Genomic DNA, 25,653 nt, shown 5'->3' on the forward strand with positions numbered 1-25,653 from the left:
GGGCCCGCAGCCGCGTAGCGGCGAGGATAGCGCAAGGCACTTCCCCTCCACCATTTTGCTGCGCAAAACGGTCCCCCTCCCCATGCATTCGCATAGGGAGGATTTGAGTTAGGCAGCGGCTGGCAGCAGAATAGGAATTCTGAAGGACGGGCGGGCGACGGCTATGCTGCGTGCTCGCACTCCGAACACTTGCCCCGCACCTCGATCACCGGCCGAACCGGCGAGAAGCCCGCCGCCTCGGCCGCATGACGGACGTTATTCGCGATCTTGTCGTCGTCGATATGCGTGGTCTGGCCGCAGCTGTCGCAGACCAGGAAGATGCAATCGTGCAGGCAGTCGGGATGCGCGTTCGCGATATAGGCGTTCGAGCTTTCCACCCGGCGCGCCAGATTGGCGCCGACAAACAGGTCGAGGATGCGATAGACGCTGTTGGCAGCGACGCGGCGGCCCTCCGCCTTCGATACCGCATCGGCGATGTCATAGGCGCTGGCCGGCTTGTCGAACTTGGCGAGCGCATCGAAGATGCTCGCGCGCATTGTCGTCCATTGCTCGCCGGATTTCTCCAGCGTCGCTTGCGCCACCTTGGTCAGCTCGCTCCCGGAGGCCTCATGATGGTCGTGATGATGATGCGCACCCATGATCGCAAATCTAGGGATTGTGACGGGGCAGGGCAATGGCCCAACTGGGCCCGCACCGGTTCGGCCTTCAGTGTGACGCGCGCCGGTTGAGATCGTGGCCGAGCGCCAGGATCGCGACGCCGATCAGCGTCCACAAGGTCTCGCCACCATTGCCGTGCGGCAGCTGCATCGCTCCGGCCATCATGCCGAGCCCGAGCGATCCGGTGACCGCGGGCGCCATATAGCCATGTTCGAAGATACCGCGGCCCAGCGCCAGCGCGCCCAGGACGATCGCAACCGTCAGCCCGACCTCATGAAAAGCGGGATTGAGCAGCATGCCGCCGGCGGTCGAAGCGAGCGCCACGAGCACGGCGCTGGCGAAGCAATGCACCGCGCATAGTCCCGACAAACCCATCGCATAGCGATCGAGCTGGGGAATGCGGGCCAACCAGGAAAGGCGAATCGCGGAATGCATCGAGCGCCCATCTAGGCTCAACCGCGCGACGTTACAATATTACATCAGCAAAAATCGGCCGTGCCGATATCGCCGTTCGATCGAGTGCAGCGAAACCGGGGGAAAGGGCGTTCCCCCGGTTGCACCTGTCAGAACGAAGCTCCGAGCGAAACGACCACGCCGCTTCGCGCGGCGTTCTTGCCATTGGCCAGGGTGAAGACGCCATCGGTGTCGACATAGCTGACGCCGAATACCAATTGCTTGTAGGTCAGCGTCGCGCCGAAACCATAATCGGTATATTCCTTACCCAGCGCGAGCCAACTCGGACCCCAGGTGTGGCCGAGATGCGCCGTCAGCCCGAGCGGAGTCTTGGGGATCGACGCCGACAGATCGCCGGCGAGGTAGACGTTGTCGTTATTCTTGAACAACCCGGTCTGGCCCTGGTCGAGCGCCAGTGCCTTTTGTTTGGGCGCATAGTTGACCGTGACCTTGGCCGTCACCGGTCCATAGGTATAGGCGATGTCGGCATAGGGCTCGAAGAAATCGGCCTTGCTGCGGTCACCGGCGGGACGCGACCGAGGATAGACGTAATAGAGCACGCCCGCGTCGAACGTGACGCCGCTATAGGTCTTCTTGAACCCGGCGATCAGGTCGATTTCCTGGCTGCCAGTGCCCGAAAAGGTGACGTAGCCGGACGTCGATGAGCTCCAGACCGAGGCGTAGAGACCGGAGGAATGGGTGACCGTGAGCGATCCCTGGATCGCCGGCTGCAAATTGGTCTGCGAAATACCGCGGAAGCGATAGTCGGACACCAGGGTCGCCGAGCCGTTGATCGTGAAAGCCGGCGGCGGAGCTGTAGGCCCATCCCCGGCGGGAGGAGCGGCAGGCGCAGGTGCCGGATCGTCGACGGTCGCAACCGCGGCGGGGGTGCCGCTGTCCGTCGAAGCGGATGCCGCGGGAGCAGCCGCTGCATCGGGCGCCGGCGTGCTTGCGGGCAAGGGGTCCGCCAGGGCGGGAGTCGCAATGGCGAGCGCCAGCGCGCCAAGGCTGATGTGAGACAAGCGCATTATCTTCCTTTCGAAGCGAAAAGTGCGTTCGTCCCGCCTGCGGTGCCGGTCCAGCCTCTGTATCGGCGAATGCCGATCGGGCCGTTGAGCCGGTCACACGCAGATAGAGTGCAGACTTTCGCTGCGCTGCACAACACTAATCGACCTTAATCGTGCCCATGGGCGCAACGATGTTGCGGCAGAGCAACACTTTCGGGGGATCAGTCGGCCGCCGCTGTGCCGACAAGGTGAACGTCCCGGCGTGGATAGGGCAGGACGATGCCATTGTCGCGGAACAACACCCATAGCCGGTTCAGCACGTCGGAGCGGACACTGCCGACGCCGCTTTCCGGGTCGTTGATCCAGACAAGAATATCGTGCTCGATCCCGATCTCGCCGAATTTGTTGAGCCAGACGTTGGACTTGGGCATATCGAGCACGCGCGGGCTTTCCGCCGCTGCGCGCAGCATCAATTCCTGCGCCAGCGGCAGGTCGCAATCATAGGCGACCGTCACGGGGATCCGGACCCGCACGTTGCGATCGGTATAGGACCAATTCTCGACCGGTTTGGTCATCAGATCCTCGTTCGGGATCAGATGCTCTTTGCCGTCGCGGGTGATGATGCTGACCGCGCGCACGCCGATCTTGTTGACCCAGCCCACGTCCTTGTCGGCGACGACGATGACGTCGCCCGGCTTGATCGAGCGATCGAGCAGCAGGATGATGCCGGCGATGAGGTTGCCGACCGTCTTTTGCAGCCCGAACCCGACCGCCAGGCCGAGCGCGCCCGAGAATACCGTCAGGCTGGTCAGGCTGATGTCGAGCAAGTCGATGCCGATGAAGAAAGCGAGCGCGATCGTCGCGATCCCGGCCAGTTTCTGCGCGAGCAATTTCTGGGTCGGGTCGAAGCTGCTGGTGCTGACGATGGCGTGACCGACCAGCCGGTTGACCAGCCGGATCGCGGCGAACAGGCAGATCACCGTCACCAGCACGATGATCACGCGCAGCAACGAAAAGCGCCACGAGCCGAGATCGAAGCCGACCGAATCGAGCGCATTGTTGATCGGCGTGAGGCCCCCGACCGAATGGCTGAAGATCGCGGCGAACAGCACGAGCCCGACGGTCCACGCCATCCAGCGCGCGAGGTTGAGGCCGCGCAGGATGTGTGCCGCCATCCGCGCGACTGCTACGCCCAGGAAGAAGCCGATCAGTCCGGCGGCGAGCGGCGGCCATTGCCCCGCCGCCTGGAGAATCGAGAGGAGCAAGGCTGCGGCGCCATGTCGTACTACCGAGGGCACGCGCGGGCCGATCCCTTCGGCATGATGGCCGAGCTGGCGCTGCCACAGCGCCTCGATCGGTGGACCGAGCCAGCGGCCGGCCAATATTCCGAGCGCCAGCGTCACGACAATCAGCCCGACGACGATCAGGGTTTCGGTCGCCTCGCTACCGCGCGGGACGGCCAATCCCTGCGCGTTCAACCAGGCCATCGCGTCGTTCATCCCTGCGCCGCGCGGAAGGCCGCGAACGCCCGATCGAGGTCGGCGATCAGGTCGGCCGGATCTTCCAGCCCGATATGGAGGCGGACCAGCGCGCCGCCATGATCGGGCACACCCAAAGCGCGCCTGGGATCGGCGGTGACCGCCAGGCTCTCGAAACCGCCCCAGCTGAAGCCTATGCCGAACAATCGCAGCGCATCTATGAAGGCGGCGCGGCCGGCTTCATCGCCGTCCTTCAGCGCGAAGGCGAACAGCCCTGACGATCCCTTGAAATCGCGGATGAAGAATTCGTGCCCGGGGCAACTCGGCAACGCAGGGTGGAGTACGGTGGCCACTTCCGGCCGCTGCTCGAGCCAGCGCGCGATCTCGAGCGCGCCCGCCTCGTGCTGCTTCAACCGCACCGCCATCGTGCGCAGCCCGCGCGATCCCAGCCAGCAATCGTCGGGACTGGCGACCTGACCCAATTGGTAGCCGAGATTGCGCAGCCGGGCGAAGTGACCGGGAGCCGCGGTCACCGATCCCAGCATAACATCGGAATGGCCGACGACATATTTGGTGCAGGCAAGCACCGTGAGGTCGATGCCTTTTTCGATCGCGGGAAAGAGCAAGGGGGTCGCCCAGGTATTGTCGAGGATCGTGGCGATGCCCCGTGCCTTGGCCGCGGCGACGATCGCCGGGATGTCCTGCACCTCGAAGGTCAGGCTGCCCGGGCTTTCGAGCAGGATTGCCTTGGTCCTGTCGGTAAACAATTCGGCGATGCCGGCACCGATCAGCGGATCGTAATGCCGCGTCATGATGCCCATCCGCTTGAGAAAGCCGGCGGCGAAACTGGTGGTCGGATCGTAAGCCGAATCGACCAGCAGCAATTCGTCGCCTGGGTCGAGCACCGACAGCAACGCTGCCGTGACGGCGGCGACGCCCGAGCAATAGAGGAAGGTATCCTCGGCGCCGGGCTCGAGCTCGGTCAGTGCGTCGGCCAGCGCCCATTGCGTCGGCGTGCCGCGGCGGCCGTAATAGAGCCGGTGACGCGTATCGCCGCGCCCGGTCTCGCGCAAATGCTCGACCGAATCGTAGAGGATCGTCGATGCGCGCCACACCGGCGGATTGACGATCCCCTGCGTCCATTCCTTGCGCCTGCCCGCCGCCACCACGCGGGTAGGGGGCTTGTCATTCTCGTTGCCGGCCATGGAGAAGTGCTAGGAGGCTGGGCGCGGTTCGACAAGACGGCAGGAAAGCGCGGCGCGATGCCGCGCGCCATTCCCCCTCCCGCTCGCGGGAGGGGTTAGGGGAGGGCGTGCTTTGACCGCTGCGATGGAGCCATGCGCTCCCCCGGCCCCTCCCGTAAACGGGAGGGGAGATTTGCTTACGCCGCGCCCATCGCTTTCGGCGTCGACATATCCGCTCCCCATTCGGACCAGCTGCCATCGTAGAGAGCGCCGTCATTGCCGAGCAGGTGGGCGCCGAACAGCAACACCGCGGCGGTGATGCCCGAACCGCAGGTCGTAACCAGCGGTTTCGACAGGTCGATTCCGGCGCGCTCGAACTCGGCCTTGAGCGCGTCGCCGGTCTTCCACGTGCCGTCCGCGTTGAACAACTGCGTGTACGGCAGGTTCTTCGACCCTGGAATGTGGCCGGCATGCGTCGCCGGGCGTGGATCGGGTTCCTCGCCGGTGAAGCGCGGGCCGGAACGGGCGTCGAGCACCTGCTCCGCGCCGCTGTCGACGTTGGCCTTCATCTGATCGAGCGTGCGGACCTGGCTGTCGTCGGCCCAGACGGTGAAGTGGCGATGGCGATGCTGCGGCTTGCCGCTTTCGACCGGGCGCCCCTCCGCCTGCCATTTGGCAAAGCCGCCATCCAGGATCGCGACGTCGTGCGCGCCGAACACGCGCAGCATCCACCAGGCGCGCGCCGAAGTGTGATAATGCGAATTGTCGTACAGCACGATACGGCTGCCGTCGCCGAGCCCGAGCGATTGCATCCGGCTGGCGAATTTCTCCGGCGGGGGCAGCATCGTCGGCAGCGGGTTGTTGAGATCGGCTATCTCGGCGATGTCGAAGAACGCCGCGCCCGGGATGTGCGCCTTTTCGAATGCGACCGCTGGATCGCCGTCCGGGCTGCCCGGCACCGAGCCGAAATAGGTCGCGTCGACCACGCGAAGGTCATTCGCTCCCAATTCGTTGGCCAGCCATTCGGTGGTCACCAGCGCGTCCATGATTCGTCACTCCTCTACTCGTGGTCGATGCCAAAACGCCCGGGGAAGAAGGAACGGCACGCCGATCCTAACGCGCACGGAAGGGGCCGTCGAGAAGGTTGAGGGTCGAGGACGAAATTCTCCTTTGCGCGGTGTTTTGCCCCGAATGGACCGCTCATTCATCGTCATGCGGCAAAGAGCGCGGCGGGGTGACGGTTGAGGGCGGCGCTCCTATATCTTCGCGCATGAACCCCAAACACCTCGGTCAGAACAGCTCGCTGCCGGCATCGCCCGAAGAGGCGGTGCTCGATTACGTCGCCAATCCGCGCCAGGGCAGGCCCTATCTGGTCCGCTTTACCGCGCCCGAATTCACTTCGCTTTGCCCGGTGACCGGCCAGCCCGATTTCGCCCATCTGGTGATCGACTATGTACCGGCGGAGACGATCGTCGAATCGAAGTCGCTCAAACTGTTCCTGAGTTCGTTCCGCAACCATGCCGCGTTCCACGAGGATTGCACGGTCGGGATCGGTGAACGGCTGACGGCCGAGATGAAGCCGCAATGGCTCCGCATCGGCGGCTATTGGTATCCGCGTGGCGGGATCCCGATCGATGTATTCTGGCAATCGGGCCCGGCTCCCGACGGTCTATGGCTGCCCGATCAAGGCGTGCCGGGCTATCGCGGTCGAGGCTGATATGCCCGATCTTAACACAGGTCAGCGCGATTCCTTTGTTGCGTTGCAACAAATACGCAACCATATTTCTTTCAATCCGTTCAGGGAGGCATGAGTCGGGCGATAATGCCCGGAATTTACTTGTGAAAGGGCAGAAATGGCGTCGTCGCCTCTACCACCCCGGACCAAACACCTCGCGCTGATTGGCAATTTCCTGCCGCGGCAATGCGGCATTGCGACATATACGACCGATACGTATCTGGCGCTTCAAGATCGTTTTCCCGACATCAAGGTCGACGTCTATGCGATGGACGATCGTGCCGAAGGATACGATTATCCGCCGGAAGTTACCGGATCGATCGCACAGGAAGACCGGCTGGCCTATCTGACGACCGCGCGGGCGATCGAGGCGAGTGGCGCTCAGGCTGTCTGGGTCCAGCATGAATATGGCATCTTCGGCGGAACCGCGGGTGAACATCTGCTCGCCCTGCTCGATCGGCTGACCGTTCCCGTCATCGTGACGCTGCACACGATCCTCGAAGACCCCAATGACGACCAGCGCCGGGTGATGAACGGCTTGCTCAAGCGCGCCGCCCGGGTCGTCGTCATGGCCGATATCGGCCGCGACATCCTGATGCGCGTCTACGGCGCCGATCCCCGGATGATCATGATGATCCCGCACGGCGTGCCCGATCGTCCGCTGGTCGATCCCGACACCTTGAAGTCGCGCTTCGGCTGGGAAGGGCGCAAAGTATTGCTGACCTTCGGCCTGCTGGCGCCGAACAAGGGCATCGAAAGCGTGATTTCGGCGATGCCCGAAGTGGTCGCGGCCAATCCCGACGCGCTGTACGTCGTCCTGGGGGCCACGCACCCCAATCTGGTCGCGCAACAAGGCGAGGCCTATCGCGACCGGTTGAAGGCGCTTGCCGCTGAAAAGGGCGTGGCCGACCATGTCCGCTTCATCGACGGCTTCCTCGAGCATGACGAGCTGCTCGACTACCTGCAGGCGACCGATCTCTACGTCACGCCCTATACCAATCCTGCGCAGATAACGTCGGGGACGTTGTCTTACGCCATTGGCGTCGGCAAGGCGGTGGTATCGACCCCGTACATCCACGCGACTGAGATTCTGGCCGACGGGCATGGCGTGATCGTCGATTTCGGCGACGTCGAGGGCTTCGCGCGCGAGATTTCGCGTTTGCTCCGCGACGATGCCGCGCGTACCGAACTGATGCGGCGCGCTTATGCCCGCGGCCGCACGATGATCTGGCCACGCCTTGCCGAAGCTGGTCTGGTTGCGATCGATGCGATCGTCGCGGCGGCACCGCGACGCATCAGGAGCACCAAGCCTTTGACTCCGCTCAAGCCCAGCATCGCCGCCGTCGAACGGATGAGCGACGCGACGGGCATGTTTCAGCACGCCATTCTATCGGTGCCGGACTTTCGTCACGGCTATTGTATCGACGACAATGTCCGAGCGCTGATGCTGATGACCGCGATCGACGATCTCGACGAGGACGTCCGCGACAAATGGATGACGACCTACGCCGCGTTCGTCCAATATGCGTGGAATCCCGACAAGAAGCGTTTCCGCAACTTCATGAACTTCGACCGCACCTGGTGCGAGGATGCGGGATCGGAAGACTCGAACGGCCGTACGATCTGGGCGCTGGGTGTCACTGCCAAGCGTGCCACGCTTCCCAAGCATCGCGATTGGGCGGCACGCCTGTTCGATGAGACGGCGGGAATCGCGTTCGAGCTGACAAGCCCACGATCGCAGGCGTTCGCGATGCTCGGCGCCGCCGCGATGTTGAGCGCGCATCCGGGCCATGAGCGCTCGCGGGTGATCCTGGAACGTTTCTCCGCCGATCTCGCCGACCTGCTCCAGGAAACGCGTAGGCCCGAATGGGAATGGTTCGAAATCGTCCTCGCCTATGACAATGCTCGCCTGCCGGAAGCAATGATCCGCGCCGGCGTCGCGCTCGAACGGCAGGAATTGATAGCGACGGGCTTGCGGACGCTCGACTGGATCGTGGGTCAGCAGACCAGCCCCGAAGGGCGGTTCCGCGCCGTCGGCACCGACAGTTTCGGGCGACCCTATGAGGGACCATTGCCGTTCGACCAGCAGCCGCTCGAGGCGCAGGCGACGATCGATGCGTGCGCGGCGGCGTTCAAGGCGACCGGCGATCCGCGCTGGGTCGAGGAAGCGAACCGCGCATATCGCTGGTATCTGGGTCAGAACGACCTCGATCTGCCGCTGGCGACGGCGCAGGACGGCGGCTGTTTCGATGGCCTGATGCCGGGCGGTTTGAACCGGAATCAGGGCGCAGAGTCGATTTTGGCGCTGCAATTGGCGTCTTGCGCGATTTCGGCACTTGGAAAAGCGGCAGGAACCGTGGCAGGGACGGGCCGCGCCGTCGCGTAGCAACGACACGCGGCGCCGCTTGGATCAGGGTTGCAAGCGGGATTGCCGTTGCTCGAAATATTTCATCACAGCCTCAGGCTGCACGCCGACCCGTCGCGAGTCGTCGTTCGTCCGTTCCATATCGGCTGGTCCCCCGTCGGCGGCGGGACCAGCCGGACCGATCGGCTGGTCCGGGCGGTTCTGGCCATGTCGGCGCAGGAGACGCGCGACGAACTCGAGGTCGTACTTAAGGACTTCGAGGCGCGTCACTGGCAGACGCGTCGCGTGTTCATGACACGCTATGACGAGATCGAGGATTTGCTCGGCCTCGACGGTCGCGACATCGGCGATGAGAAACGCCAGTTGATCGGCGCCTATTTCTGCCACGAATATTCTTATGCGGCCGCGGCATTGATGAACCCCAGCGCGGTTCCGCATTTCGACCAGACGGGCATGACCAAGGGGTCGATGCGCATCCTGATGTCGCTGCGCTCGGTAGGAGAGGGGCACATTTCGTCGGTGGCCTTTCGCGAAGGCATCATCACGTCCGACAACCAGCTCAAGCTCGCGCCGGAACCGCCCTTCGCGACGGCGGCCGACGTCCATGGCAGCGACGAGGAGCATGTCCCCTCGGGCCCGGTCACGGTACACCGGCATCGCGATTCGACCTTGTCAGGCACGGTCATCTTCCCGATCACCGACGCGCAGTCCAAGGGGCTGGAGGATCTCCGGCTAGTCCAGTTCCGGCATGACGACGGCGAAGTGGAATGGCTCGGCACCTATACCGCCTATAACGGCTCGCAGATCCAGTCCGAGCTGTTGCGTACGCGCGACTTCCGCGCCTTCGACCTGGTGCCGATGACCGGACCTGCCGCGCGCAACAAGGGTATTGCCTTGTTTCCGCGCAAGGTCGGCGGCCGCTATCTCGCGATCGGGCGCCAGGACGGCGAGAATCTCTACCTGCTCGATTCCGACCGGCTGACGCATTGGGAGGAAGGCGGGCGCCTGCTCGAGCCGCATTATCCGTGGGAGCTGGTCCAGATCGGCAATTGCGGCCCGCCGATCGAGCTCGACGAGGGTTGGCTGCTGCTGACCCATGGCGTCGGCGCAATGCGCAAATATTCGGTCGGCGCGGTACTGCTCGACAAGAACGATCCGTCAAAGGTGATCGGTCGCACGGTCGAGCCGATCCTCGCCGCCAAGGATCAGGACCGCGAGGGGTACGTGCCCAACGTCGTCTATTCGTGCGGTGCGATCCGGCACGGTGATTCGTTGTTCCTGCCGTATGGCGTGGCCGACAGCTCGGTGGCGTTCGCCTTCGTGCCGATCAAGGCGCTGGTCGCGACGCTGGTCTGATCTCCCGGTTTCGCCGTTTCCGCTCCCCTCCCGCTTGCGGGAGGGGCTGGGGGAGGGTGTGTGTCTGATCGCCGGGGGCAACAAGCCCTCCCCTAACCCCTCCCGCAAGCGGGAGGGGGAATCTTCGATCAGCGCACCATCTGTTTCGTGCGGCTGTAGAGCCAGGCGATTGACCCGAAGAACACCAGCAATGCGGCGAGCTCCGCCCATTGCGCATAGCTCGCGCCCATGATCCCCGCGGGGATCTCACCGCCGCGCACGGCGACGAAAAAGGCGAAGCCGACGCCCCACAGGCTCTCGCCGACGATCAGGCCGGTCGCCGCCAGGGTACCCATCCGCTCGGCGAATTCGGGATTGGCGGTGCGCCGAGCCCAGCGGTCGTAGAAATGGCCGATCAGCGCGCCGACCGGGATCAGCAAAGTCAGCGCCATCGGCAGATAGATGCCCATGCCGACGCCGAGCGGCGGCAAGCGCATCTTGCCCATCTTGCCGAGCGTCTCGTCGATCGCGATCACGATCGCACCGATCAGCGCGCCCGTGCCGATCAGCCACCAGTCGATGCCCGAGCCGAGGATGCCTTGGGCCAGGGCCGCGATCAGCGAAGCCTGGGGGGCCTGCAATGCGTTGGGGCCAGCCCCGGGCATGCCGACGAAGCCGAACGTGTTCTTGAGTAGATCGAGCACGACCGGGATGACCAACGACCCGAAAATCACGCCGAACACCAACGCAACCTGTTGCTTCCACGGGGTCGCGCCGACCAATTGTCCGGTCTTGAGGTCCTGGAGGTTGTCGTTGGAGATCGTCGCCACCGAAAATACGATGCCGGTGGTGAACAGGGCATAAGCGATCAGCGCGCTGGCGCGATGCGGATCGGTCTGGTGCCCGAAAAAGGCGAGCAGAAGCAGCGACGCCCCGACCGCTGCGAGGATACCGACGCCGGACACCGGGCTGTTCGATGCGCCGATCAGGCCGGCCATGTAGCCGCACACCGATGCGATCACGACGGCGACCAAGGCGATGTAGATGACGGTACCGCCGATCACGGGAACAGCATGCTCGGCGACCGGGCCGCCGGCGGAAAAGGTCCATAACAGAAAAGCGATCAACGGCAGCATCAGCAGGATCGTGCCGCCGACGATCGAGATCGGCAGGTCGCGCTCGGTCAGTTCGAGCACTTCGCCCTGGCCGCGTGCCTGGGCCGCCGCCATCGCTGAGCGGATGCCGCCGATGATCGGTCCCAGGATCTTGAACAAGGTCCAGATCGCCGCGACGCCGATCGTGCCGGCGCCGACGAAGCGGACCTTGTTGCGGAAGATGTCGGTGACGATCGCGTCGGTCGCGCCGGGAACATGCGCGCTCAACCAGGGCACCAGCCCGACCCAGGCGATCAGCATGCCGAAGAACATCGCCGCGCCGACCGACAGGCCGACCAGATGACCGACCCCGATGAGCGCCATCGAGAAACTGGTCGAGACGCCGCTGACGCTCGGGCCGATGCGAAAGTTCTTCGCGGCTTCCGCGGCGACGACCTTGAGCGTCGCGAGCAATTGGAAGATCGCGGATACCAGCGAACTGATCACGATGATGCGCAGGCCCTTGGCGTTTTCCTCACCGCCATTGGTGCTGGTGCCGACCTTGAGCACCTCGGCCGCCGCGACCCCTTCGGGATAGGGCAGGTCGGATCCCGTCACGAGCGCGCGCCGCAACGGCACCGAGAACATCACCCCCATGACGCCGCCGGTCGCGCACACCGCGACCGTCGTCCAATAGGGAAAGCCCTGCCACCAGCCGACCAGGATCAGGCCGGGCAGCACGAAGATGATCGCCGACAGCGTCCCCGCTGCCGAGGCGATCGTCTGGACGATGTTGTTCTCGACGATATTGGATCCGGGCAGCATCCGCAGGATCGCCATCGAGATCACCGCTGCCGGGATCGACGTGGCGAAGGTCAGCCCGACCTTCAGCCCGAGATAGACATTGGCCGCGGTGAACAGGATGGTGATGATGCCGCCCAGGATCACGCCGCGAATGGTCAGCTCGGCGATCGGGCGGGTGGTGGCGGTGGTCATGCGCAAAACCCGGGTTAGTGTTCGAGGTGCCGGTGCGGCAGGACCGTTGTGCGGCGGACTGCGTGTCGCATCGCTGAACGGAAATCGCCCCGGTTGTCTGTCCGGAACGTGGCACATTATTGCGGGTCTAGGACAGAAGATTCTGTGTTCGCCGCGCCTGACCCTTCTCTGACCCGAAGTCCGCCATGAACTTGGTGACGTTATACGCCCCCTGCGAAGGCCGGGGCCCAGTCGCAACATGGCCTTGACGTCAGGATGGCGTCTCCAATTCGCCGAAGGTGGGCCCCGGCCTTCGCCGGGGAAGCGTGACGGCGGGGCTCCGTCCGGTAGTTTTCAAACCGGTCCAGCCAGCGAGGCCGTGGTGTAGTTGCTGTGCAGCGCCCATCCCAGTGACGTATAGAGTTCGCGACCCGCGGGAGTAGCGCAAAGCATCGCGTCCTTGATGCCCGATTGCCGCGCGTCCGCCGCCAGTGCGCGCATGACCGCGCTTCCCAATCCGCGGCGCTGATAGTGATCGGCGGTGCAAATGCGATCGAACACGATCAGCCCGTCGACCGCCACGATGCGGCCGCGTGCGGCCTCCTCGCCCGAAGCGTCTAAGATATGTGCAAACGTGATGGAGTTGTCACTTGTGATGCGTATTTCGAATTCCGCCGGAATGGCCGGCGGTCGATCGAGCATGGCTGACAACGGCGCGGTCATCATGTAGCCGGGCGTGGCGATCTCCCAGCCTGGCGGCAGTAGCGGGCGGACATCGTCGGCCGGGGCGCAGACCTTGAGGTAGAGCAGGGGCCGGTCGATGCTCGCGGCAAGCGGACGGATCGCATCGGCGTCGAGCCGCGCGAACAGATAGCGGCCCACCTGGTCAGGCTGATCGACATGGATGTACAACCCGCCGTCGCGCGCGACTGGCGTCGCCGCGCCGCGCGAGATCGCCCAGGCACCCGCCCAGCGGGCGATCAGGTCGGGATCGGCAACGAGCATTGCTCAGTCGGATTTGGGGATCAGACCATATTCGACATTGAGGTCGAGCAGGCGATGGCCGTGGATCGATCTCGCTTCGATATCGACCACCACGACCAGGAAGATGTCGGGTCGATCGGTCTCGATGATGATCTGATCGTAGCGGCCGCGCGCATCCTGATAGACGCGGTCGACATCGTCGAACCGCTCCACGCCGAATGTCTTGGGGTCGAGCGCGTCGACATAGGGCCAGATGTCGATGTCGAGATCGGCATCCTCGTCATCGGTGACGTCGAGCATCGGCTCGTCGAAGCATGCGGCGAATTCCGCCGCGCTCAGTTCGCGCGGCGCGGTCAATCGAACCCGTTCTCGAGGAAGCGTTCGGCATAGGCACAGTGCATCGCAATGCCCTTGGCCATGACCGATTCCTCGATCGTCATCTTGGTGTTGTGGAGCGGCGGATTCTTGGCCGGGTCGGAGCCCTCGGGCGCGACGCCGATGAACGCCATCGCGCCGGGCACTTCGCGAAGAACATAGCTGAAATCCTCGCCGCCCATGATAGGCGCCGGCATCGGCTGCCACTGACCCGGTTCGAGATCTTCGGAAATCTGTTTGAGCAGCGAGACTGCGCGCGGATCGCACATCGTCACCGGATAGCCATCGTCGATCCGCACCTCGGCCGTGCAACCATGGGCAGCGGCGATATTCTCGGCAATGCGCTTCAGGCCTTCCCGCGCCTTTTGGCGAGTCTTGGCGCTCAACGTGCGCAGGGTGCCCAGCATCTGCACCTCGTCGGGGATGATATTGTACGCGCTGCCGCCGTCGATCTTGGTGATCGACAGCACCGCGGGGTCGGTCGCGGGAATCTGGCGAGCGATGAACACCGACAGCGCCGTGACGATCTCGGCGGCGACCGGAATCGGGTCCATCGCGTCGTGCGGCATCGCGGCGTGGCCGCCCGCGCCGCGGATCGTGAAATTGAGCGCGTCGGTCGAGGCGAGCAGCGCGCCTGGCCGCGTCTGGATCGCGCCGGCGCAGGCGTTGGGATAGATGTGCAGCGCGAACGCGCTGTCGGGGCGCTGGACGTCGAGTAGCCCGTCCTCGATCATGAAGCGCGCGCCGTGATGGCCTTCCTCGCCCGGCTGGAACATGAAGACGACGGTGCCGGGCAGGCTATCCTTGCGCGCGGCAAGGGCACGCGCCGCGCCGACCAGCATCGAGCAATGGCTGTCATGACCGCAGGCGTGCATCGCGTTGGGTACCTGGCTGGCGAAGTCGAGCCCGGTCTCCTCGGGCATCGGCAGCGCGTCCATGTCGCCACGCAACAATACCGTGCGGCCATTATCGCCGCCGCCGCGCAGGATCGCGATGAACCCGCTGGTCGAGGTCGATTCGTGGATTTCGAGCGGCAGCCCGTCGAGCGCGGCACGCAGCTTGGCGGTGGTGCGCGGGCATTGGTTGCCGATTTCGGGATCGGCATGGATCGCGCGTCGCAGCGCCACCACGTCGGCGAGTTCGGCCTCGCCGGCGGCGATCCAGTCGGTGGAGAAGTCATTCATTGGTATCGTCCTCGAGTCTCTGTCGCACGCTAGACCAATTCATCCCCGACGGCATCATGCCGCATCGAGCGCCGCGCGCGCATGGCGGCCGATATTGCTGGCGAGTCCGGGCATTACAGCGAGGTCGCGCAGCTCGGGCAAGGTGGCGCCGCCGCGATTGACGATCGTCACCAGCCGGGGGAATGCGAAATCCGGATTGGGACGCTCGGCGAGCACGACCGTGTCGCCCGGCGCGATCGGTCCTTCGCGCAAGACACGATAATACCAGCCCGAATGTCCCGACCGCACCATGTGCTTGGCTAGCCGTGGCTCGCCGAGCGCCAAGGCGAGCTTGAAACAGGGCTGGCGCGGTTGGCAGACTTGCAGCAGCGCTTCGCCGATCGCATGCACGTCCCCGACGCAGAGATCGACCTCGCTCACGCCGTCGACGGTCAAATTCTCGCCCATCGCCCCAGCAACGAAACGGTGCGCGAGATCGGGAAAGGCAGCTGCCCAATCGGGGTAGCGCGCCGACGCATAGGCATAGACCGCCTTTTCGGGGCCGCCATGAACCGAAAGATCGGCCTGATGGTCGCCGTCGAGCCCGAGCGCGCCGGCCATGATCGGTCCGTCCACCGCGCTCTTGATGAACGCGCTCGGCACGCGTTCCGGACCGAGCGGCGCGATCGGTCCGACCCTGAGCGAGGCGATGCGCGCGGTCACCGGCGCTCGAACCGCCCGCGAAATACCGTTGGGGTCACTGCTTTAGCAGCGGCGCGGCCGACCGGCACCGTGATCGCCATACGAAAACTCCCTCGTCCCGGCTGGGGACGAGGGAGGTTTAGCGTGGGATTCCCGGGGCTGCCACGCCGAAGCAGCCATTATCTCAAAACCGCGCTACGGCGCGCTTTCGAATTACCCCGTCAGCTCCCCTTGAGCTTGATCGCGACATACTGGCTGCCCTGACGCGCGCGGGTCATATAGAGGAGCAAGGTCGTCTTGCCCGCCGCCTTCGCCGCCCGGACCTGGGCGTCGAACTCGGCCGGTGTGCGCACCGTGACCCGATTGACCGACGAGATAATGTCGCCGCGCTGCATGCCCTTGGCCGCCGCGTCGCTCGACATGTCGACTCCGGTGACGACCACGCCGCTGACCTGGCTCGGATTGACGCCCAAAGTATTTGCGATTTGCGGGGTGAGCGCGGTCACTTGCACGCCGAGCAGATTCACGCCGGCATGGAGTTCGGGCGCGCCGTTGCCGGGGGCGCCGTCACCATCGTCGTCGCCGTCATTGCCGCCGGTGATCGATTTGGCGAGTTCCTCTTCGCTGGGGCGATCGCCGACGACGGCGTTCACCGTGATCGGCTTACCGTCACGGATGACGCCGAGCTTGGCGGTGCCGCCGGGCGGGACGTTCGCGACCAGATAGGGCAGCGTCTGCTCGGGATTAACGTCCTGGCCGTTGACGGAGACGATGACGTCGCCCTGCTTCAGGCCGGCTTTCTCTCCTGGGCCGCCCGGCTCGACGCGATTGACCAGTTCGCCGCGATCCTTGGGGAGGCCGAGCGTGCCGGCGATATCCTCGTCGACCGGCTGGCGGCCAATGCCGAGATAGCCGCGCTGTACCTTGCCGCCCTTGATCATTGTGTCGATGATCGGCTTGGCGGAGGCGGCCGGGATCGCGAAGCCGATGCCGACCGATCCTTCGGACGGCGAATAGATTTGCGAGTTGATGCCGATCACATTGCCGTTCAGGTCGAACATCGGTCCGCCCGAATTGCCCTTGTTGATCGCGGCATCGGTCTGGATGAAGCGGTCATAGGCGCCGCCCTGGCCAGTGACGCGATTGAGCGCCGAAACGATGCCCGCGGTCACGGTGCCGCCCAGGCCGAACGGCTCGCCGATCGCGATAACCCAGTCGCCAACCCGCGCCTTGGTCGAATCCCCGAACTTCACATAAGGCAGGTTGGTCGCATCGACCTTGAGCACCGCGAGGTCGGATGCGGTGTCGCTACCGATCACTTTCGCCACATATTCCTTGCGATTGAACAAGGTGACGGTGATCGATTCGATCTTGCCCTTGGCCGCGGCGGTTATGACGTGCGCATTGGTGACGATATAGCCGTCCGGCGAGATGATGAAGCCCGATCCCAGGCTCTGCCCCTCGCGGGTGATCGGCTGGCCGTCGTCCTGACCCTGCTGGCCGAGCAGCCCTCCGAACAGGTCGCCGAACGGATTGCCACCCGATGAGACCTGCACCTTCTGCTTGGTCGAGATGTTCACCACTGCCGGCTGAAGCTTGGCGACCATGTCGGCGAAGCTCATCGGCGCGCCGGCCTTGGGCGCCGAGGCGGAAATGGTGCCCGGCTCGTTCTGCGCGTTCTGCGCATAGGAAGGCGACAACACGGTCGTAGCGGCGCCCCCGAGCAGCAGGGCGGTAGTAATGGCGTAGGCGTAGCGCACTTGGGTAAATCCTCTTCGTCTCGATATGCCCCAGTTGGGCTGTTCTTGCCCTCCGGAGCCTGAACGGCGATTGAATATGAACGAACTGCAAGGAACGCGATTGGTCAAACCCGCCACGCCCTTATCGGTTCAGTGCGTCATTTCCCGTTGCCTTCGAACTCCTTCAGATACGAATTGTCGGGCGTCAGGATCAGGTTGGTCGACCCCGACGGCAGCTTGCCGTTGGAGTCGGGACCGAACGTGACTCGATAGGACTGCATCGCGCGATAGAAGTTGTAGAAGGCAGGGTCCTTGTTGAACGCTTCGGCGTAGATTTTCGCGGCCTGCGCGTCGGCCTGTGCGCGGATGATCGCCGCATCGCGCTGACCTTCGGAGCGGATCGTCTGCGCCTGCTGTTCGCGCGTATTCTTCATCCGGTCGAGCGCCGATTGCAGCGGCGATCCTTCCGGATAATCGGCATGCTTGATGCGCACGTCGATGATCTGGACGCCGTAATTGCGGGCATAGCGCTGCAGCGCGATCTGGATATTGTCCATCAGCTGACCGCGTTCCGGACTGAGCAGCGCGTCGAAATCGACCTTGCCGAGTTCGGAGCGCAGAGCCGAGGCGAACAATGGCGTCAATTGCGCGCGGACGCGATCCTCGGCACCCGAGGTCAGGCCCATCGACTGCACGAGGCGTAGCGGATCGACGATCCGGAAACGCGCGAAGGCGTCGACCTCCAGCCGCTGCTGATCGGTCGACAGCACCGGTTGATTGTCGAGATCGAGATCGAGCACACGCTTGTCGATCCAGATCAGTCGGTCAACCAGCGGAATCCGCGCGATCAGCCCCGCGCCGGTCTGTCCCAGCGTCTCGCCGGCCTTCCACCGATTCACCGTGCCGATCGGTTGTTCGAGCCGGACGACGACGACCTGCTTGGTTTCGGGAACGATCGCGATCGTGCTGGCGAGCAGGATCACCGCGAGCAGGGCGACGACGCCGAGCGTGATCGGGTTACGCAGCCAGGTCATCAGCGTGCCTCCCCTTGCGGGGCATCAGGCAGTTTCCGGACGCCCCCCGGCACCGGAAGGAAGGGCGCGATGTTGCGCGGCTCGATGATCGTCTTGTCGTTCTTGGACAGGATCGCTTCCATCGTCTCGTAATACATGCGGCGGCGCGTGACCTCAGGGGCGAGCTTATATTGCTCGTAAACGCTGTTGAACGCGGCCGCCTGGCCCTGGGCGATCGCCACGACCTGTTGCGCATAGCCGCGCGCTTGCGTGACGTTAGATTGACGTTCGTTCTGGGCGGCCGTCACGCTCTTGAACGCATCGCTGACCTGTTGCGGCGCGGCGGCGTTGTTCAGGGCGACGTTCACGATGCGGATACCGGATTGATAATCGTCCAGGATTTTCTGCATCGAATCGGCGACCTGGGTCTGGATCGACAATTTGCCAGCGCCGAGCACTTCGTCGAGCGTCGCATTGGCGATCGCGGCACGCACCGCGGTTTCAGCGATCGCTTTCACCGCGTCGTCTGGTTTGTCGAGTTCGAACACGTATTTTTGCGGATCGATGATGTTCCACTGCACCGAATAGCTGAGGTCGACCAGGTTGCCGTCGCGCGTCAGCACGAGGTTCTGTCCGCCGCCGCCGTCGGTGTCGGGAAACGAAAATCCCTGGATTCCGGTGACGTTGATCACCCTGACCGATGCGATCGGCGCCGGCAATGTCAGGTTCCAGCCCGGCCCGATCGTGCCCGAATACCGCCCAAAATACGTCACCACACCGCGTTCCTGGGGGCCGATGCCGTGAATGCTGGTCATGCCGATCCAGGCGAGCAGGAACAGGCCGACGCCGGCGAGCCACAAGGATCGCCCGCTGCCGCTGCCGGGGAAGCGGAAATTCCCGCCGCCACCACCGCCGCCACCGCCACGCGCGCGTTTCAGAAGATCTTCGATGCCGCTGCCCGGGCGTGGGCTGCGCGGGCGCGATCCCGGCGCCTGCGCCCAGGGATTACGCGGCCCGGCATCGTTGCCGCCATTGCCGTCGCCGCTTCCGCCATCGGAATCGCCGCCACCGCCGCCCCAAGGGCTTTTAGGTTTGTCGGACATGGTTTCGGAAAGGCGGCGCCGCCACGGCAAGGCAATCGTCATATCGGTCTTTATAGGTTCCGTTGCGCGGAAAAACAGTGGCAAGCGGCGGTTGCGGCCCTATCTGGCCTGCATGAACGAAAAGACGGGGCTGGCGGCACGCGTCGCCGAGGTGGCGGGGAACCGCGCGACGGTGAGACTCGACGGTGATCGCGCGAGCGTGATCCTCGACGTTACGGGGTTGGATCCGGAGGCGCGTGAGGCGTTGGAGGGGAGGGTGCGCGCGACTGCACTCGACGGCCCCGAGGCGCGCGAGGTGCGCGTCGCGATGACCAGTGAGCGCGTCGGCCGCAAGCTGATCGCGGTGGCCAGCGGCAAGGGCGGGGTCGGCAAGTCGACCGTTGCCGCCAATCTGGCGATCGCGCTGGCCAGGGCCGGACGCAAGGTCGGGCTGGTCGATGCGGACATCTATGGGCCTTCGCAGCCGACGCTGATGGGCGTTGAGGGGACCAAGCCCGAGGCGCGTGACAAGACGATGATCCCGGTGCCGACCGCGTTTGGCGTGCCGATCCTGTCGATGGGCCAGTTGGTCGCGCCCGGTCAGGCCATTGCGTGGCGCGGCCCGATGGCGGCGAGCGCGCTGGGACAGTTGATCGAGGGCGATTGGGGCGCCGCCGATACCCTGGTGGTCGATATGCCGCCGGGCACCGGCGACGTACAGCTGACGATGATCCAGAAGTACAAGCCGGCCGGCGTGGTGATCGTATCGACTCCCCAGGACCTGGCGCTGATCGATGCGCGCCGCGCCGTCGACCTGTTCGACAAGGCGGGCGTCCCGGTGATCGGCGTGATCGAGAATATGGCGGGGTATCGCTGTCCGCATTGCGGTGAACTGTCCGATCCGTTCGGGCAGGGCGGCGCGGAGGCTGCTGCTGCGGAGATGGGCGTTCCATTCCTGGGGCGCGTGCCGCTGGCAATGGCGATTCGCGCCGCGTCGGATGCGGGCACGCCCCCGGCCGCCGGGAACGGGGCGGAGGGTGTCGCGTTCGGAGAGATAGCCGGGAAAGTGAAAGACTGGCTTTCCGCCGGTCGTTAGCCGAACGGATTTGGGAGAGGGACATGCCACTCACCGCCGACCAGGATATTCGCGACCTGCTGACCAACGCCCGCACCATCGCGATGGTCGGCGCGTCTGATCGTCCCGACCGCCCCAGCTACGGTGTGATGGCGATGTTGCAGCGGCATGGCTATCGCGTGATTCCGGTCAATCCGCAGATTACCGGCCAGCACGTCCATGGCGAATATGTCTTTCACGATCTTGCCCAGATCGGCGTGCCGATCGATATCGTCGACATCTTTCGCCGGCCCCAGGCGGCTGGCGAAGCGGTAGATGAGGCGATCGCCTCCGGCGCGAAAGCGGTGTGGATGCAGCTCGGCGTCATCAACGAAGACGCTGCGGCGCGGGCCGAAGCGGCCGGGCTGAAAGTCGTGATGGATCGCTGTCCGGCGATCGAAATTCCGCGGCTCGGCGTGCCGCGCGTCGCAGCCTGACGCGAAACCGCCGCAATCCCGGGTCATTACGGAGCCGCAAATAGCATCGGCGGAGTCGGATCATGCTGTGGTGGCTGGTGATGATGCAGGCGGCTCCGCAGCTCGACACGGCGATGGACCGTTATCGCGCCGCGACGCGCGCGACGATCGACTGCCATGATAATCAGCCCGATGACATCGTCGTTTGCGGCCGGCGCGAGGCCGATCGCTATCGCGCGCCGCTGACGGTGATCGATCCCGACGATCCCCGGCATGAAGGCGTGCCGGCCGAGCGCGAGCGGATGCTCGCCAGGACCAATAATTGCCAGGAAAAGTCGACCTTCCTGGTCGGCTGCGGCGCGGCCGGAGTGTCGGTGAGCACGCGATCCGGCGTATCTTTGATCGGCGAGCGACCGATCGCCCCGTAAACGCGTCGAATTGCGACGGGAAATCGGTCGGGTCGCGCGCATCCTCTGGCGTTTCGGAACGTCTTGTGGCCTCATGTGTTGGCGTTTGAAGTGCTCGAGACAGGGGTCGGTCCGATGCTCACGCCGTTATTGTTTGTCATGTTGGGCGCCGCCGCGCACAACCCACCGTTGAAGCTGAATTTCACGCTTAAGCCGCAGGCGCCGTCGCGATGCTCGGGCATATGTGCCGAGCGGTATCGCTTGCCGGCGTCGAGCGAGGATACGCAATCGCTCAAGGACCGCGCGCTCGCCTATGACGGCCGCAAATGCGACGTGATCGGCGCGATGCGCTGCCTCAGCAAGCGTCGTACCTTGCTGCGCTCGAATCAGGATCCGGTTGACACTTTGCGCGCCAGTTTCATGCCGCATTGACGCCGCGTTCGAGCGGTACATCGCTCGCGGGAGGGGTCGCTATGCCCGGATTGCTGTTGTCTTTGGCCTTGCAAGCCGCGGTGGCACCCGCCGCAGCGTCCCCTCAGGCGCCCGCTGTCGATACGCCTGAGCGATTCTCGATCCTGGTTCCCATCAGCAACGAACCCTGTGTTCGCCATGTCGATGGCAAGGACATCGTCGTGTGCGGTAATCCACTGCCCTCGCAAACATTGCCTTATCCAGATGAAATACCGCCCGACGGGCCGATACCGTCCAATCCTTATAGGAGCGGCACCGGCGCACTCGCCGCGGCGGGTACGCCCTGTCCGATCAGCCGGAGCTGCGTCGTCGGGTTCGGCCCGCCCCTCGTGCCGATGATCAAGGGTGCGGCAGATCTCGCCAAAAAGGCATTTGCGAAAAAGCCTGACAAGACCGGCCGCGTCGCGATACCGCTCGACGATACGCCACCATCGACCAAGGGCAAGTTACTGCCCTGAGGGAGACGAATATCGGAACGCGATCAGCTGAGGATGTGCATCCAAAGCGGCTCGCCGGCCAGGCTTTGCGACCCCCGCAGCTTTTCGAGCGCTTGAGCCACTGCGCGTTCAGGGCCTTCGTGCGTGACGATCGCGACGAGCACGCTGCCATCCGCGCTCGCGCCACGTTGCATCAGGCTTTCGATCGAGACGCCGGCATCGCGCATCGCGGCGGCGATCTCCGCCAGCACGCCGACCCGATCGGCGACCATGAAGCGCAGATAGGCGCGGCCCCGGCGTTCGCCGCTATCGGCCGGCGGCAGAACGGTCAGCTGGGCGGCAGGCATCGCGTAAGGCGGTCCGAATTCGTCGCGAGCAATGTCGATCAGGTCCGCCACGACGGCCGATGCCGTCGGCCCGTCGCCCGCGCCCGCGCCCTGGAACAGCAGTCGCCCCACGAAATTGCCCTCCGCGACGACGGCGTTGAGCGCGCCCGACACGTGCGCGAGCGGATGGCTGAGCGGAATGAGGTGCGGATGGACGCGCTGGAACAGTCCTTTCGGCCCGGCTTCGGCGATGCCGACTAGGCGGATGCGGTAGCCCAGGGTCGCGGCCTCGGCGATATCGGCGGCCAGAACGTGACGGATCCCGCTGGTCGCGACGTCGTCGAACGCGGGGCGCGTGCCGAAGGCCAGGCTGGCGAGGATCGACAGCTTGTGCGACGCGTCGACGCCGTCGATGTCAAAACTGGGATCGGCCTCTGCGAAACCCAAGGCCTGCGCTTCGGCCAGGACGTCGGCGAAATCGCGCCCTTCGGCTTCCATCTTGGTCAGGATGAAATTGCAGGTGCCGTTGAGGATGCCGTAGACCCGGCTGATCTCATTGGCCGCAGCGCCTTCGCGCAGGCCCTTGATGACCGGGACACCGCCGGCGACCGCCGCCTCGAACTTGAGTGCTGCATTGGCCGTCTCAGCCGCTTCGGCGAGTTCGAGCCCGTGATGCGCCATCATCGCCTTGTTGGCGGTGACCAATCCCTTGCCGCCGGCCAGCGTGGCGCGCGCCAGCGTCAGCGCCGGGCCGTCCGATCCGCCGATCAGCTCGACCACCACATCGGCGTCCTCGCGATGCGCCAGCGCCGCGGTATCGTCGACCCAGTCGAACCGTTCGATGTCGACGCCGCGGTCCTTGGCGCGATCGCGGGCGGACACCGCGACGATCTCGATCGGCCGGCCTGCGCGCCGGGCGATGAGCTCGCCATTGACGTCGAGAAGTTTGATCACGCCGGCACCGACCGTGCCGAGGCCTGCAAGCGCTACGCGCAGCGGATAAGTAGAAGTCATCGCTGTCCCGCGTAGAGGAACTTCACCGATCGCCGCAAGCGTTCCCGGCCCAGCGGATCGGTCGAAAACGTTACGAACGGCCTAGATGCGCGTTCCGGTAATGCCCAGTGCGTTGGCCAAGGCGGCGCGGCGGAGCACTACGCTGGACGGACCGGGCACGCGCGATCCGGCCAGGCAGCCGGCGAATACCGGGTCCAGCCGTCGCGCTGCGGCGAGCGACAGGTCGGAACCAAGCGGGGCACGGACGAAAGTCAGTGCGGTGTTCCGGTCGCGCTGGACCACGCACCGTCCCACCGTCGACCACAAACGCAGCAGGCCGGACGGGTTCGGTGCCGTCCGCTCGACGCGCGTCACGTCGTCGCGCTCGCCGGCGAACAGGTCCGCCCCAGGGCGAGCCGCCGCGATCGAGGCGAGCAACAGTCCGCTCGTCAGGATGCAGCTCGTGAGAACAGCGCGGCGCATATTTCCCTCCCGTTACGCGCAGGCTTCTAGCACGAAACGATCAGGCTTTCACGAGGCCAATTTCGACCAGCCGCTCGTGCAAATAATCATGTGCCGTGATCGGCGTCGGATAGCGGTTCGGATTGTTCGCGCTGATGCAGCCCGGCAGCGTCTCGATCAGGAATTCCGGATTGGGATGCAGGAAGAACGGCATCGAATAGCGCGAGAAGCCGCGGCGTTCGGGCGGCGGATTGACGACGCGGTGCGTGGTCGACGGCAAGACGTTGTTGGTCAGCCGCTGCAACATGTCACCGACATTGACCACCATCGCGCCTTCGGGCGGGCGGATCGCCAGCCACTTGCCGTCGCGGTCGAGCAATTCGAGCCCGGCCTCTTCGGCACCGAGCAGCAAGGTGATCAGGTTGATGTCCTCATGCGCGCCGGCGCGCACGCCCTCGGCATCGGCCGGGATGGGCGGATAATGGAGCAGCCGCAGGATCGAATTGCCGTGATCGACCACCGTGTCGAAATAATCGGGCGCCAGCTTCAAATGCCGCGCGATCGCCGAGAGCAGGCGAAGGCCTGCGCGGTCGAAAGCATTCCACAGATCGGTCAGCGCTTCCCGGAAATCGTCCGGGCGCGAGGGCCAGACATTGGGCATCATCGTCGCGGCGGCGGGATGATCCTCAGGCAGGTCGCGGCCGACATGCCAGAATTCCTTCAGGTCGACATGCTTGGCGTCCTTGGCGATCTCGGTCTTGAACGGCGTATAGCCGCGCTGGCCGCCCCACGCCTTGTCGTAATAGCTGTGCTTTTCCTCGACCGGGAGCGCGAAGAATTCTTCGGTCAGCTTCCAGGCACGCTGGATAAGCGGGAGAGAGATGCCGTGATCGGCGACGATCGCGAAACCGAAACGTTCGAACGACCCGCCGAACGCGGCGGCAAAGGCGGCGGGATCGCGCGCTTCGTCGGCAAGGCTGAGGGTCGGTACCTGGGCGGAGGGGGTGTCTAGCATTTTCAATCGTCCGGAATTCTCGAAAGGGAGATGATAGACCCTCGCCATTCATCCGTCACCCCAGCGCAAGCTCGGGTCTCGTGCCACGAGCGTCCCTTAAGCCTCTTGAGACCCAGCTTGCGCTGGGGTGACGGGTATTTCGGCGTCACCCACCCATGTCGATCGTGCCGCTCGATTTGTTCGTGCCCTGGTCGCTGAGCTTGAGCGCGAACGGCTTGCCGTCGTCGGTCTTGCCGCTCAGGCCGGTGCCGTCGGCCGACAGCGTGAAGCCGGCCTTGCCCAGCCGCTCCTTGAGCCAGTCGCGCACCGTCGCGGCATTGGCCGGGCTGGTGAAGGCGACGCGGACCTTGCCGGGATCCTTGTCCTCATCTTGACCGCCGTTGACGTTGATCGAACTGATCGTCGAGCCGGGATAGAGGTGCACCCCGTTCATCTCGAAATTGTTCGCGTCGACCGAAAATTTCGGCAGCTTCAGATCGGCCTTGAAGCCGTTGGCGTCGATCTTGAGGTTGCCCGAACTGTCGATGCCGCCGGAGACGACGCCATCCGAGCTGTTGCCGCTGAAGCTGATCGAGGTGCTGTTGCCGTCATGGTCGCCGCAAGCGGCGAGCGCCAGCGCGGCAGCGGCGAGCGGTATCAAACGAAGCATGGCGGGCTCCCTAAGTGCATTA

At 64.7% G+C, this 25,653-nt stretch carries 26 protein-coding genes; 8 read left to right on the top strand and 18 right to left on the bottom strand.

Features of this window, described 5'->3' with window-relative positions:
- Positions 1-161: 161 nt before the first annotated feature.
- The 6 genes from SPR01S_RS14855 to sseA form a co-directional block, all read right to left on the bottom strand.
- Positions 162-638, bottom strand: a complete 477-nt coding sequence (locus tag SPR01S_RS14855) for a Fur family transcriptional regulator (RefSeq protein WP_066590685.1) — start codon at positions 636-638, stop codon at positions 162-164.
- 67 nt (positions 639-705) lie between these two features.
- Positions 706-1,092: a MerC domain-containing protein gene (locus tag SPR01S_RS14860; protein ID WP_066590687.1), complete on the bottom strand. Its 387-nt coding sequence runs from the start codon at positions 1,090-1,092 to the stop codon at positions 706-708.
- 128 nt (positions 1,093-1,220) lie between these two features.
- The gene (locus SPR01S_RS14865) at positions 1,221-2,138 is read right to left on the bottom strand and encodes a TorF family putative porin (RefSeq protein WP_084251214.1); all 918 of its coding nucleotides are present in this window, start codon (positions 2,136-2,138) and stop codon (positions 1,221-1,223) included.
- Positions 2,139-2,338: 200 nt separating this feature from the next.
- Positions 2,339-3,604, bottom strand: a complete 1,266-nt coding sequence (locus SPR01S_RS14870) for a mechanosensitive ion channel family protein (protein ID WP_084251217.1) — start codon at positions 3,602-3,604, stop codon at positions 2,339-2,341.
- An 8-nt stretch (positions 3,605-3,612) separates the two neighbouring features.
- On the bottom strand, positions 3,613-4,800 hold the full coding sequence (metC, locus tag SPR01S_RS14875) for a cystathionine beta-lyase (RefSeq protein ID WP_066590691.1): 1,188 nt from the start codon (positions 4,798-4,800) through the stop codon (positions 3,613-3,615).
- Positions 4,801-4,976: 176 nt separating this feature from the next.
- A complete protein-coding gene (gene sseA / locus SPR01S_RS14880) occupies positions 4,977-5,825 on the bottom strand; it encodes a 3-mercaptopyruvate sulfurtransferase (RefSeq protein ID WP_066590693.1) in 849 nt (282 codons plus the stop codon).
- Positions 5,826-6,049: 224 nt separating this feature from the next.
- Here sseA and queF point away from each other — a divergent pair, with 224 nt between their 5' ends.
- The 3 genes from queF to SPR01S_RS14895 all read left to right on the top strand — a co-directional run bounded on the left by queF (position 6,050) and on the right by SPR01S_RS14895 (position 10,235).
- On the top strand, positions 6,050-6,496 hold the full coding sequence (gene queF, locus SPR01S_RS14885; RefSeq protein WP_066590694.1) for a preQ(1) synthase: 447 nt from the start codon (positions 6,050-6,052) through the stop codon (positions 6,494-6,496).
- Between the two features lie 136 nt (positions 6,497-6,632).
- Positions 6,633-8,900, top strand: coding sequence for a glycosyltransferase family 4 protein (locus SPR01S_RS14890; RefSeq protein ID WP_066590696.1), 2,268 nt, complete (start codon positions 6,633-6,635; stop codon positions 8,898-8,900).
- Positions 8,901-8,948: 48 nt separating this feature from the next.
- Positions 8,949-10,235: a glycoside hydrolase family 130 protein gene (locus SPR01S_RS14895; protein WP_066590701.1), complete on the top strand. Its 1,287-nt coding sequence runs from the start codon at positions 8,949-8,951 to the stop codon at positions 10,233-10,235.
- Positions 10,236-10,363: 128 nt separating this feature from the next.
- Here the strand turns inward: SPR01S_RS14895 and SPR01S_RS14900 are convergent, their stop codons facing one another.
- From SPR01S_RS14900 to hflK, 8 genes are all read right to left on the bottom strand, one after another.
- Positions 10,364-12,304, bottom strand: coding sequence for an OPT family oligopeptide transporter (locus tag SPR01S_RS14900; RefSeq protein ID WP_066590707.1), 1,941 nt, complete (start codon positions 12,302-12,304; stop codon positions 10,364-10,366).
- A 333-nt stretch (positions 12,305-12,637) separates the two neighbouring features.
- Positions 12,638-13,288: a GNAT family N-acetyltransferase gene (locus SPR01S_RS14905; protein WP_066590709.1), complete on the bottom strand. Its 651-nt coding sequence runs from the start codon at positions 13,286-13,288 to the stop codon at positions 12,638-12,640.
- A gap of 3 nt (positions 13,289-13,291) precedes the next feature.
- Entirely contained in the window at positions 13,292-13,624 is a 333-nt protein-coding gene (locus SPR01S_RS14910; protein ID WP_066590711.1) for a hypothetical protein, read from the bottom strand.
- Positions 13,621-14,826, bottom strand: coding sequence for a M20 metallopeptidase family protein (locus SPR01S_RS14915; RefSeq protein WP_066590713.1), 1,206 nt, complete (start codon positions 14,824-14,826; stop codon positions 13,621-13,623). Before SPR01S_RS14915 ends, SPR01S_RS14910 begins: the two co-directional genes overlap by 4 nt.
- Positions 14,827-14,880: 54 nt before the next feature.
- A complete protein-coding gene (locus tag SPR01S_RS14920) occupies positions 14,881-15,528 on the bottom strand; it encodes an MOSC domain-containing protein (RefSeq protein WP_066590718.1) in 648 nt (215 codons plus the stop codon).
- Positions 15,529-15,728: 200 nt separating this feature from the next.
- Positions 15,729-17,267: a Do family serine endopeptidase gene (locus SPR01S_RS14925; RefSeq protein WP_066590720.1), complete on the bottom strand. Its 1,539-nt coding sequence runs from the start codon at positions 17,265-17,267 to the stop codon at positions 15,729-15,731.
- Between the two features lie 137 nt (positions 17,268-17,404).
- A complete protein-coding gene (gene hflC, locus SPR01S_RS14930) occupies positions 17,405-18,280 on the bottom strand; it encodes a protease modulator HflC (RefSeq protein ID WP_066590722.1) in 876 nt (291 codons plus the stop codon).
- Positions 18,280-19,404: a protease modulator HflK gene (gene hflK / locus SPR01S_RS14935; RefSeq protein ID WP_066590724.1), complete on the bottom strand. Its 1,125-nt coding sequence runs from the start codon at positions 19,402-19,404 to the stop codon at positions 18,280-18,282. The genes hflC and hflK overlap by 1 nt, the downstream gene beginning before the upstream one ends.
- A gap of 70 nt (positions 19,405-19,474) precedes the next feature.
- On the opposite strand from hflK, the gene SPR01S_RS14940 reads away from it, so the two are divergent.
- The 5 genes from SPR01S_RS14940 to SPR01S_RS14960 all read left to right on the top strand — a co-directional run bounded on the left by SPR01S_RS14940 (position 19,475) and on the right by SPR01S_RS14960 (position 22,207).
- Positions 19,475-20,437 carry an Mrp/NBP35 family ATP-binding protein gene (locus SPR01S_RS14940; protein WP_066590726.1) on the top strand — a complete coding sequence of 321 codons (963 nt, stop codon included), beginning with the start codon at positions 19,475-19,477 and terminating at the stop codon, positions 20,435-20,437.
- Between the two features lie 23 nt (positions 20,438-20,460).
- The gene (locus SPR01S_RS14945; RefSeq protein ID WP_066590727.1) at positions 20,461-20,892 is read left to right on the top strand and encodes a CoA-binding protein; all 432 of its coding nucleotides are present in this window, start codon (positions 20,461-20,463) and stop codon (positions 20,890-20,892) included.
- 62 nt (positions 20,893-20,954) lie between these two features.
- The gene (locus SPR01S_RS14950) at positions 20,955-21,299 is read left to right on the top strand and encodes a hypothetical protein (RefSeq protein WP_066590728.1); all 345 of its coding nucleotides are present in this window, start codon (positions 20,955-20,957) and stop codon (positions 21,297-21,299) included.
- A 114-nt stretch (positions 21,300-21,413) separates the two neighbouring features.
- On the top strand, positions 21,414-21,710 hold the full coding sequence (locus SPR01S_RS14955; protein ID WP_066590730.1) for a hypothetical protein: 297 nt from the start codon (positions 21,414-21,416) through the stop codon (positions 21,708-21,710).
- Between the two features lie 41 nt (positions 21,711-21,751).
- The gene (locus SPR01S_RS14960) at positions 21,752-22,207 is read left to right on the top strand and encodes a hypothetical protein (protein ID WP_066590732.1); all 456 of its coding nucleotides are present in this window, start codon (positions 21,752-21,754) and stop codon (positions 22,205-22,207) included.
- 23 nt (positions 22,208-22,230) lie between these two features.
- Here the strand turns inward: SPR01S_RS14960 and SPR01S_RS14965 are convergent, their stop codons facing one another.
- The 4 genes from SPR01S_RS14965 to SPR01S_RS14980 all read right to left on the bottom strand — a co-directional run bounded on the left by SPR01S_RS14965 (position 22,231) and on the right by SPR01S_RS14980 (position 25,631).
- Complete coding sequence (locus SPR01S_RS14965; protein WP_066590734.1) at positions 22,231-23,526, bottom strand: homoserine dehydrogenase; 1,296 nt, start codon at positions 23,524-23,526, stop codon at positions 22,231-22,233.
- Positions 23,527-23,607: 81 nt separating this feature from the next.
- Positions 23,608-23,988, bottom strand: coding sequence for a hypothetical protein (locus SPR01S_RS14970; RefSeq protein WP_066590736.1), 381 nt, complete (start codon positions 23,986-23,988; stop codon positions 23,608-23,610).
- Positions 23,989-24,028: 40 nt separating this feature from the next.
- The gene (locus SPR01S_RS14975; RefSeq protein WP_066590758.1) at positions 24,029-24,982 is read right to left on the bottom strand and encodes an isopenicillin N synthase family dioxygenase; all 954 of its coding nucleotides are present in this window, start codon (positions 24,980-24,982) and stop codon (positions 24,029-24,031) included.
- Between the two features lie 145 nt (positions 24,983-25,127).
- Positions 25,128-25,631, bottom strand: coding sequence for a hypothetical protein (locus SPR01S_RS14980; RefSeq protein WP_066590738.1), 504 nt, complete (start codon positions 25,629-25,631; stop codon positions 25,128-25,130).
- Positions 25,632-25,653: the final 22 nt, after the last annotated feature.

This window comes from Sphingomonas pruni NBRC 15498 (genome assembly GCF_001598455.1).
Classification (GTDB): Bacteria; Pseudomonadota; Alphaproteobacteria; order Sphingomonadales; family Sphingomonadaceae; genus Sphingomonas; species Sphingomonas pruni.

Coding starts and splice junctions, on each gene's coding strand:
- SPR01S_RS14905 (WP_066590709.1), bottom strand. CDS start 13,288: ATGCTCGTTGCCGATCCCGACCTGATCGCCCGCTGGGCGGGTGCCTGG.
- SPR01S_RS14900 (WP_066590707.1), bottom strand. CDS start 12,304: ATGACCACCGCCACCACCCGCCCGATCGCCGAGCTGACCATTCGCGGC.
- SPR01S_RS14915 (WP_066590713.1), bottom strand. CDS start 14,826: ATGAATGACTTCTCCACCGACTGGATCGCCGCCGGCGAGGCCGAACTC.
- SPR01S_RS14960 (WP_066590732.1), top strand. CDS start 21,752: ATGCCCGGATTGCTGTTGTCTTTGGCCTTGCAAGCCGCGGTGGCACCC.
- SPR01S_RS14945 (WP_066590727.1), top strand. CDS start 20,461: ATGCCACTCACCGCCGACCAGGATATTCGCGACCTGCTGACCAACGCC.
- SPR01S_RS14950 (WP_066590728.1), top strand. CDS start 20,955: ATGCTGTGGTGGCTGGTGATGATGCAGGCGGCTCCGCAGCTCGACACG.
- SPR01S_RS14965 (WP_066590734.1), bottom strand. CDS start 23,526: ATGACTTCTACTTATCCGCTGCGCGTAGCGCTTGCAGGCCTCGGCACG.
- SPR01S_RS14890 (WP_066590696.1), top strand. CDS start 6,633: ATGGCGTCGTCGCCTCTACCACCCCGGACCAAACACCTCGCGCTGATT.
- SPR01S_RS14865 (WP_084251214.1), bottom strand. CDS start 2,138: ATGCGCTTGTCTCACATCAGCCTTGGCGCGCTGGCGCTCGCCATTGCG.
- metC (WP_066590691.1), bottom strand. CDS start 4,800: ATGGCCGGCAACGAGAATGACAAGCCCCCTACCCGCGTGGTGGCGGCG.
- SPR01S_RS14980 (WP_066590738.1), bottom strand. CDS start 25,631: ATGCTTCGTTTGATACCGCTCGCCGCTGCCGCGCTGGCGCTCGCCGCT.
- SPR01S_RS14940 (WP_066590726.1), top strand. CDS start 19,475: ATGAACGAAAAGACGGGGCTGGCGGCACGCGTCGCCGAGGTGGCGGGG.
- sseA (WP_066590693.1), bottom strand. CDS start 5,825: ATGGACGCGCTGGTGACCACCGAATGGCTGGCCAACGAATTGGGAGCG.
- hflK (WP_066590724.1), bottom strand. CDS start 19,404: ATGACGATTGCCTTGCCGTGGCGGCGCCGCCTTTCCGAAACCATGTCC.
- SPR01S_RS14975 (WP_066590758.1), bottom strand. CDS start 24,982: ATGCTAGACACCCCCTCCGCCCAGGTACCGACCCTCAGCCTTGCCGAC.
- SPR01S_RS14860 (WP_066590687.1), bottom strand. CDS start 1,092: ATGCATTCCGCGATTCGCCTTTCCTGGTTGGCCCGCATTCCCCAGCTC.
- hflC (WP_066590722.1), bottom strand. CDS start 18,280: ATGACCTGGCTGCGTAACCCGATCACGCTCGGCGTCGTCGCCCTGCTC.
- SPR01S_RS14970 (WP_066590736.1), bottom strand. CDS start 23,988: ATGCGCCGCGCTGTTCTCACGAGCTGCATCCTGACGAGCGGACTGTTG.
- SPR01S_RS14870 (WP_084251217.1), bottom strand. CDS start 3,604: ATGGCCTGGTTGAACGCGCAGGGATTGGCCGTCCCGCGCGGTAGCGAG.
- SPR01S_RS14855 (WP_066590685.1), bottom strand. CDS start 638: ATGGGTGCGCATCATCATCACGACCATCATGAGGCCTCCGGGAGCGAG.
- queF (WP_066590694.1), top strand. CDS start 6,050: ATGAACCCCAAACACCTCGGTCAGAACAGCTCGCTGCCGGCATCGCCC.
- SPR01S_RS14955 (WP_066590730.1), top strand. CDS start 21,414: ATGCTCACGCCGTTATTGTTTGTCATGTTGGGCGCCGCCGCGCACAAC.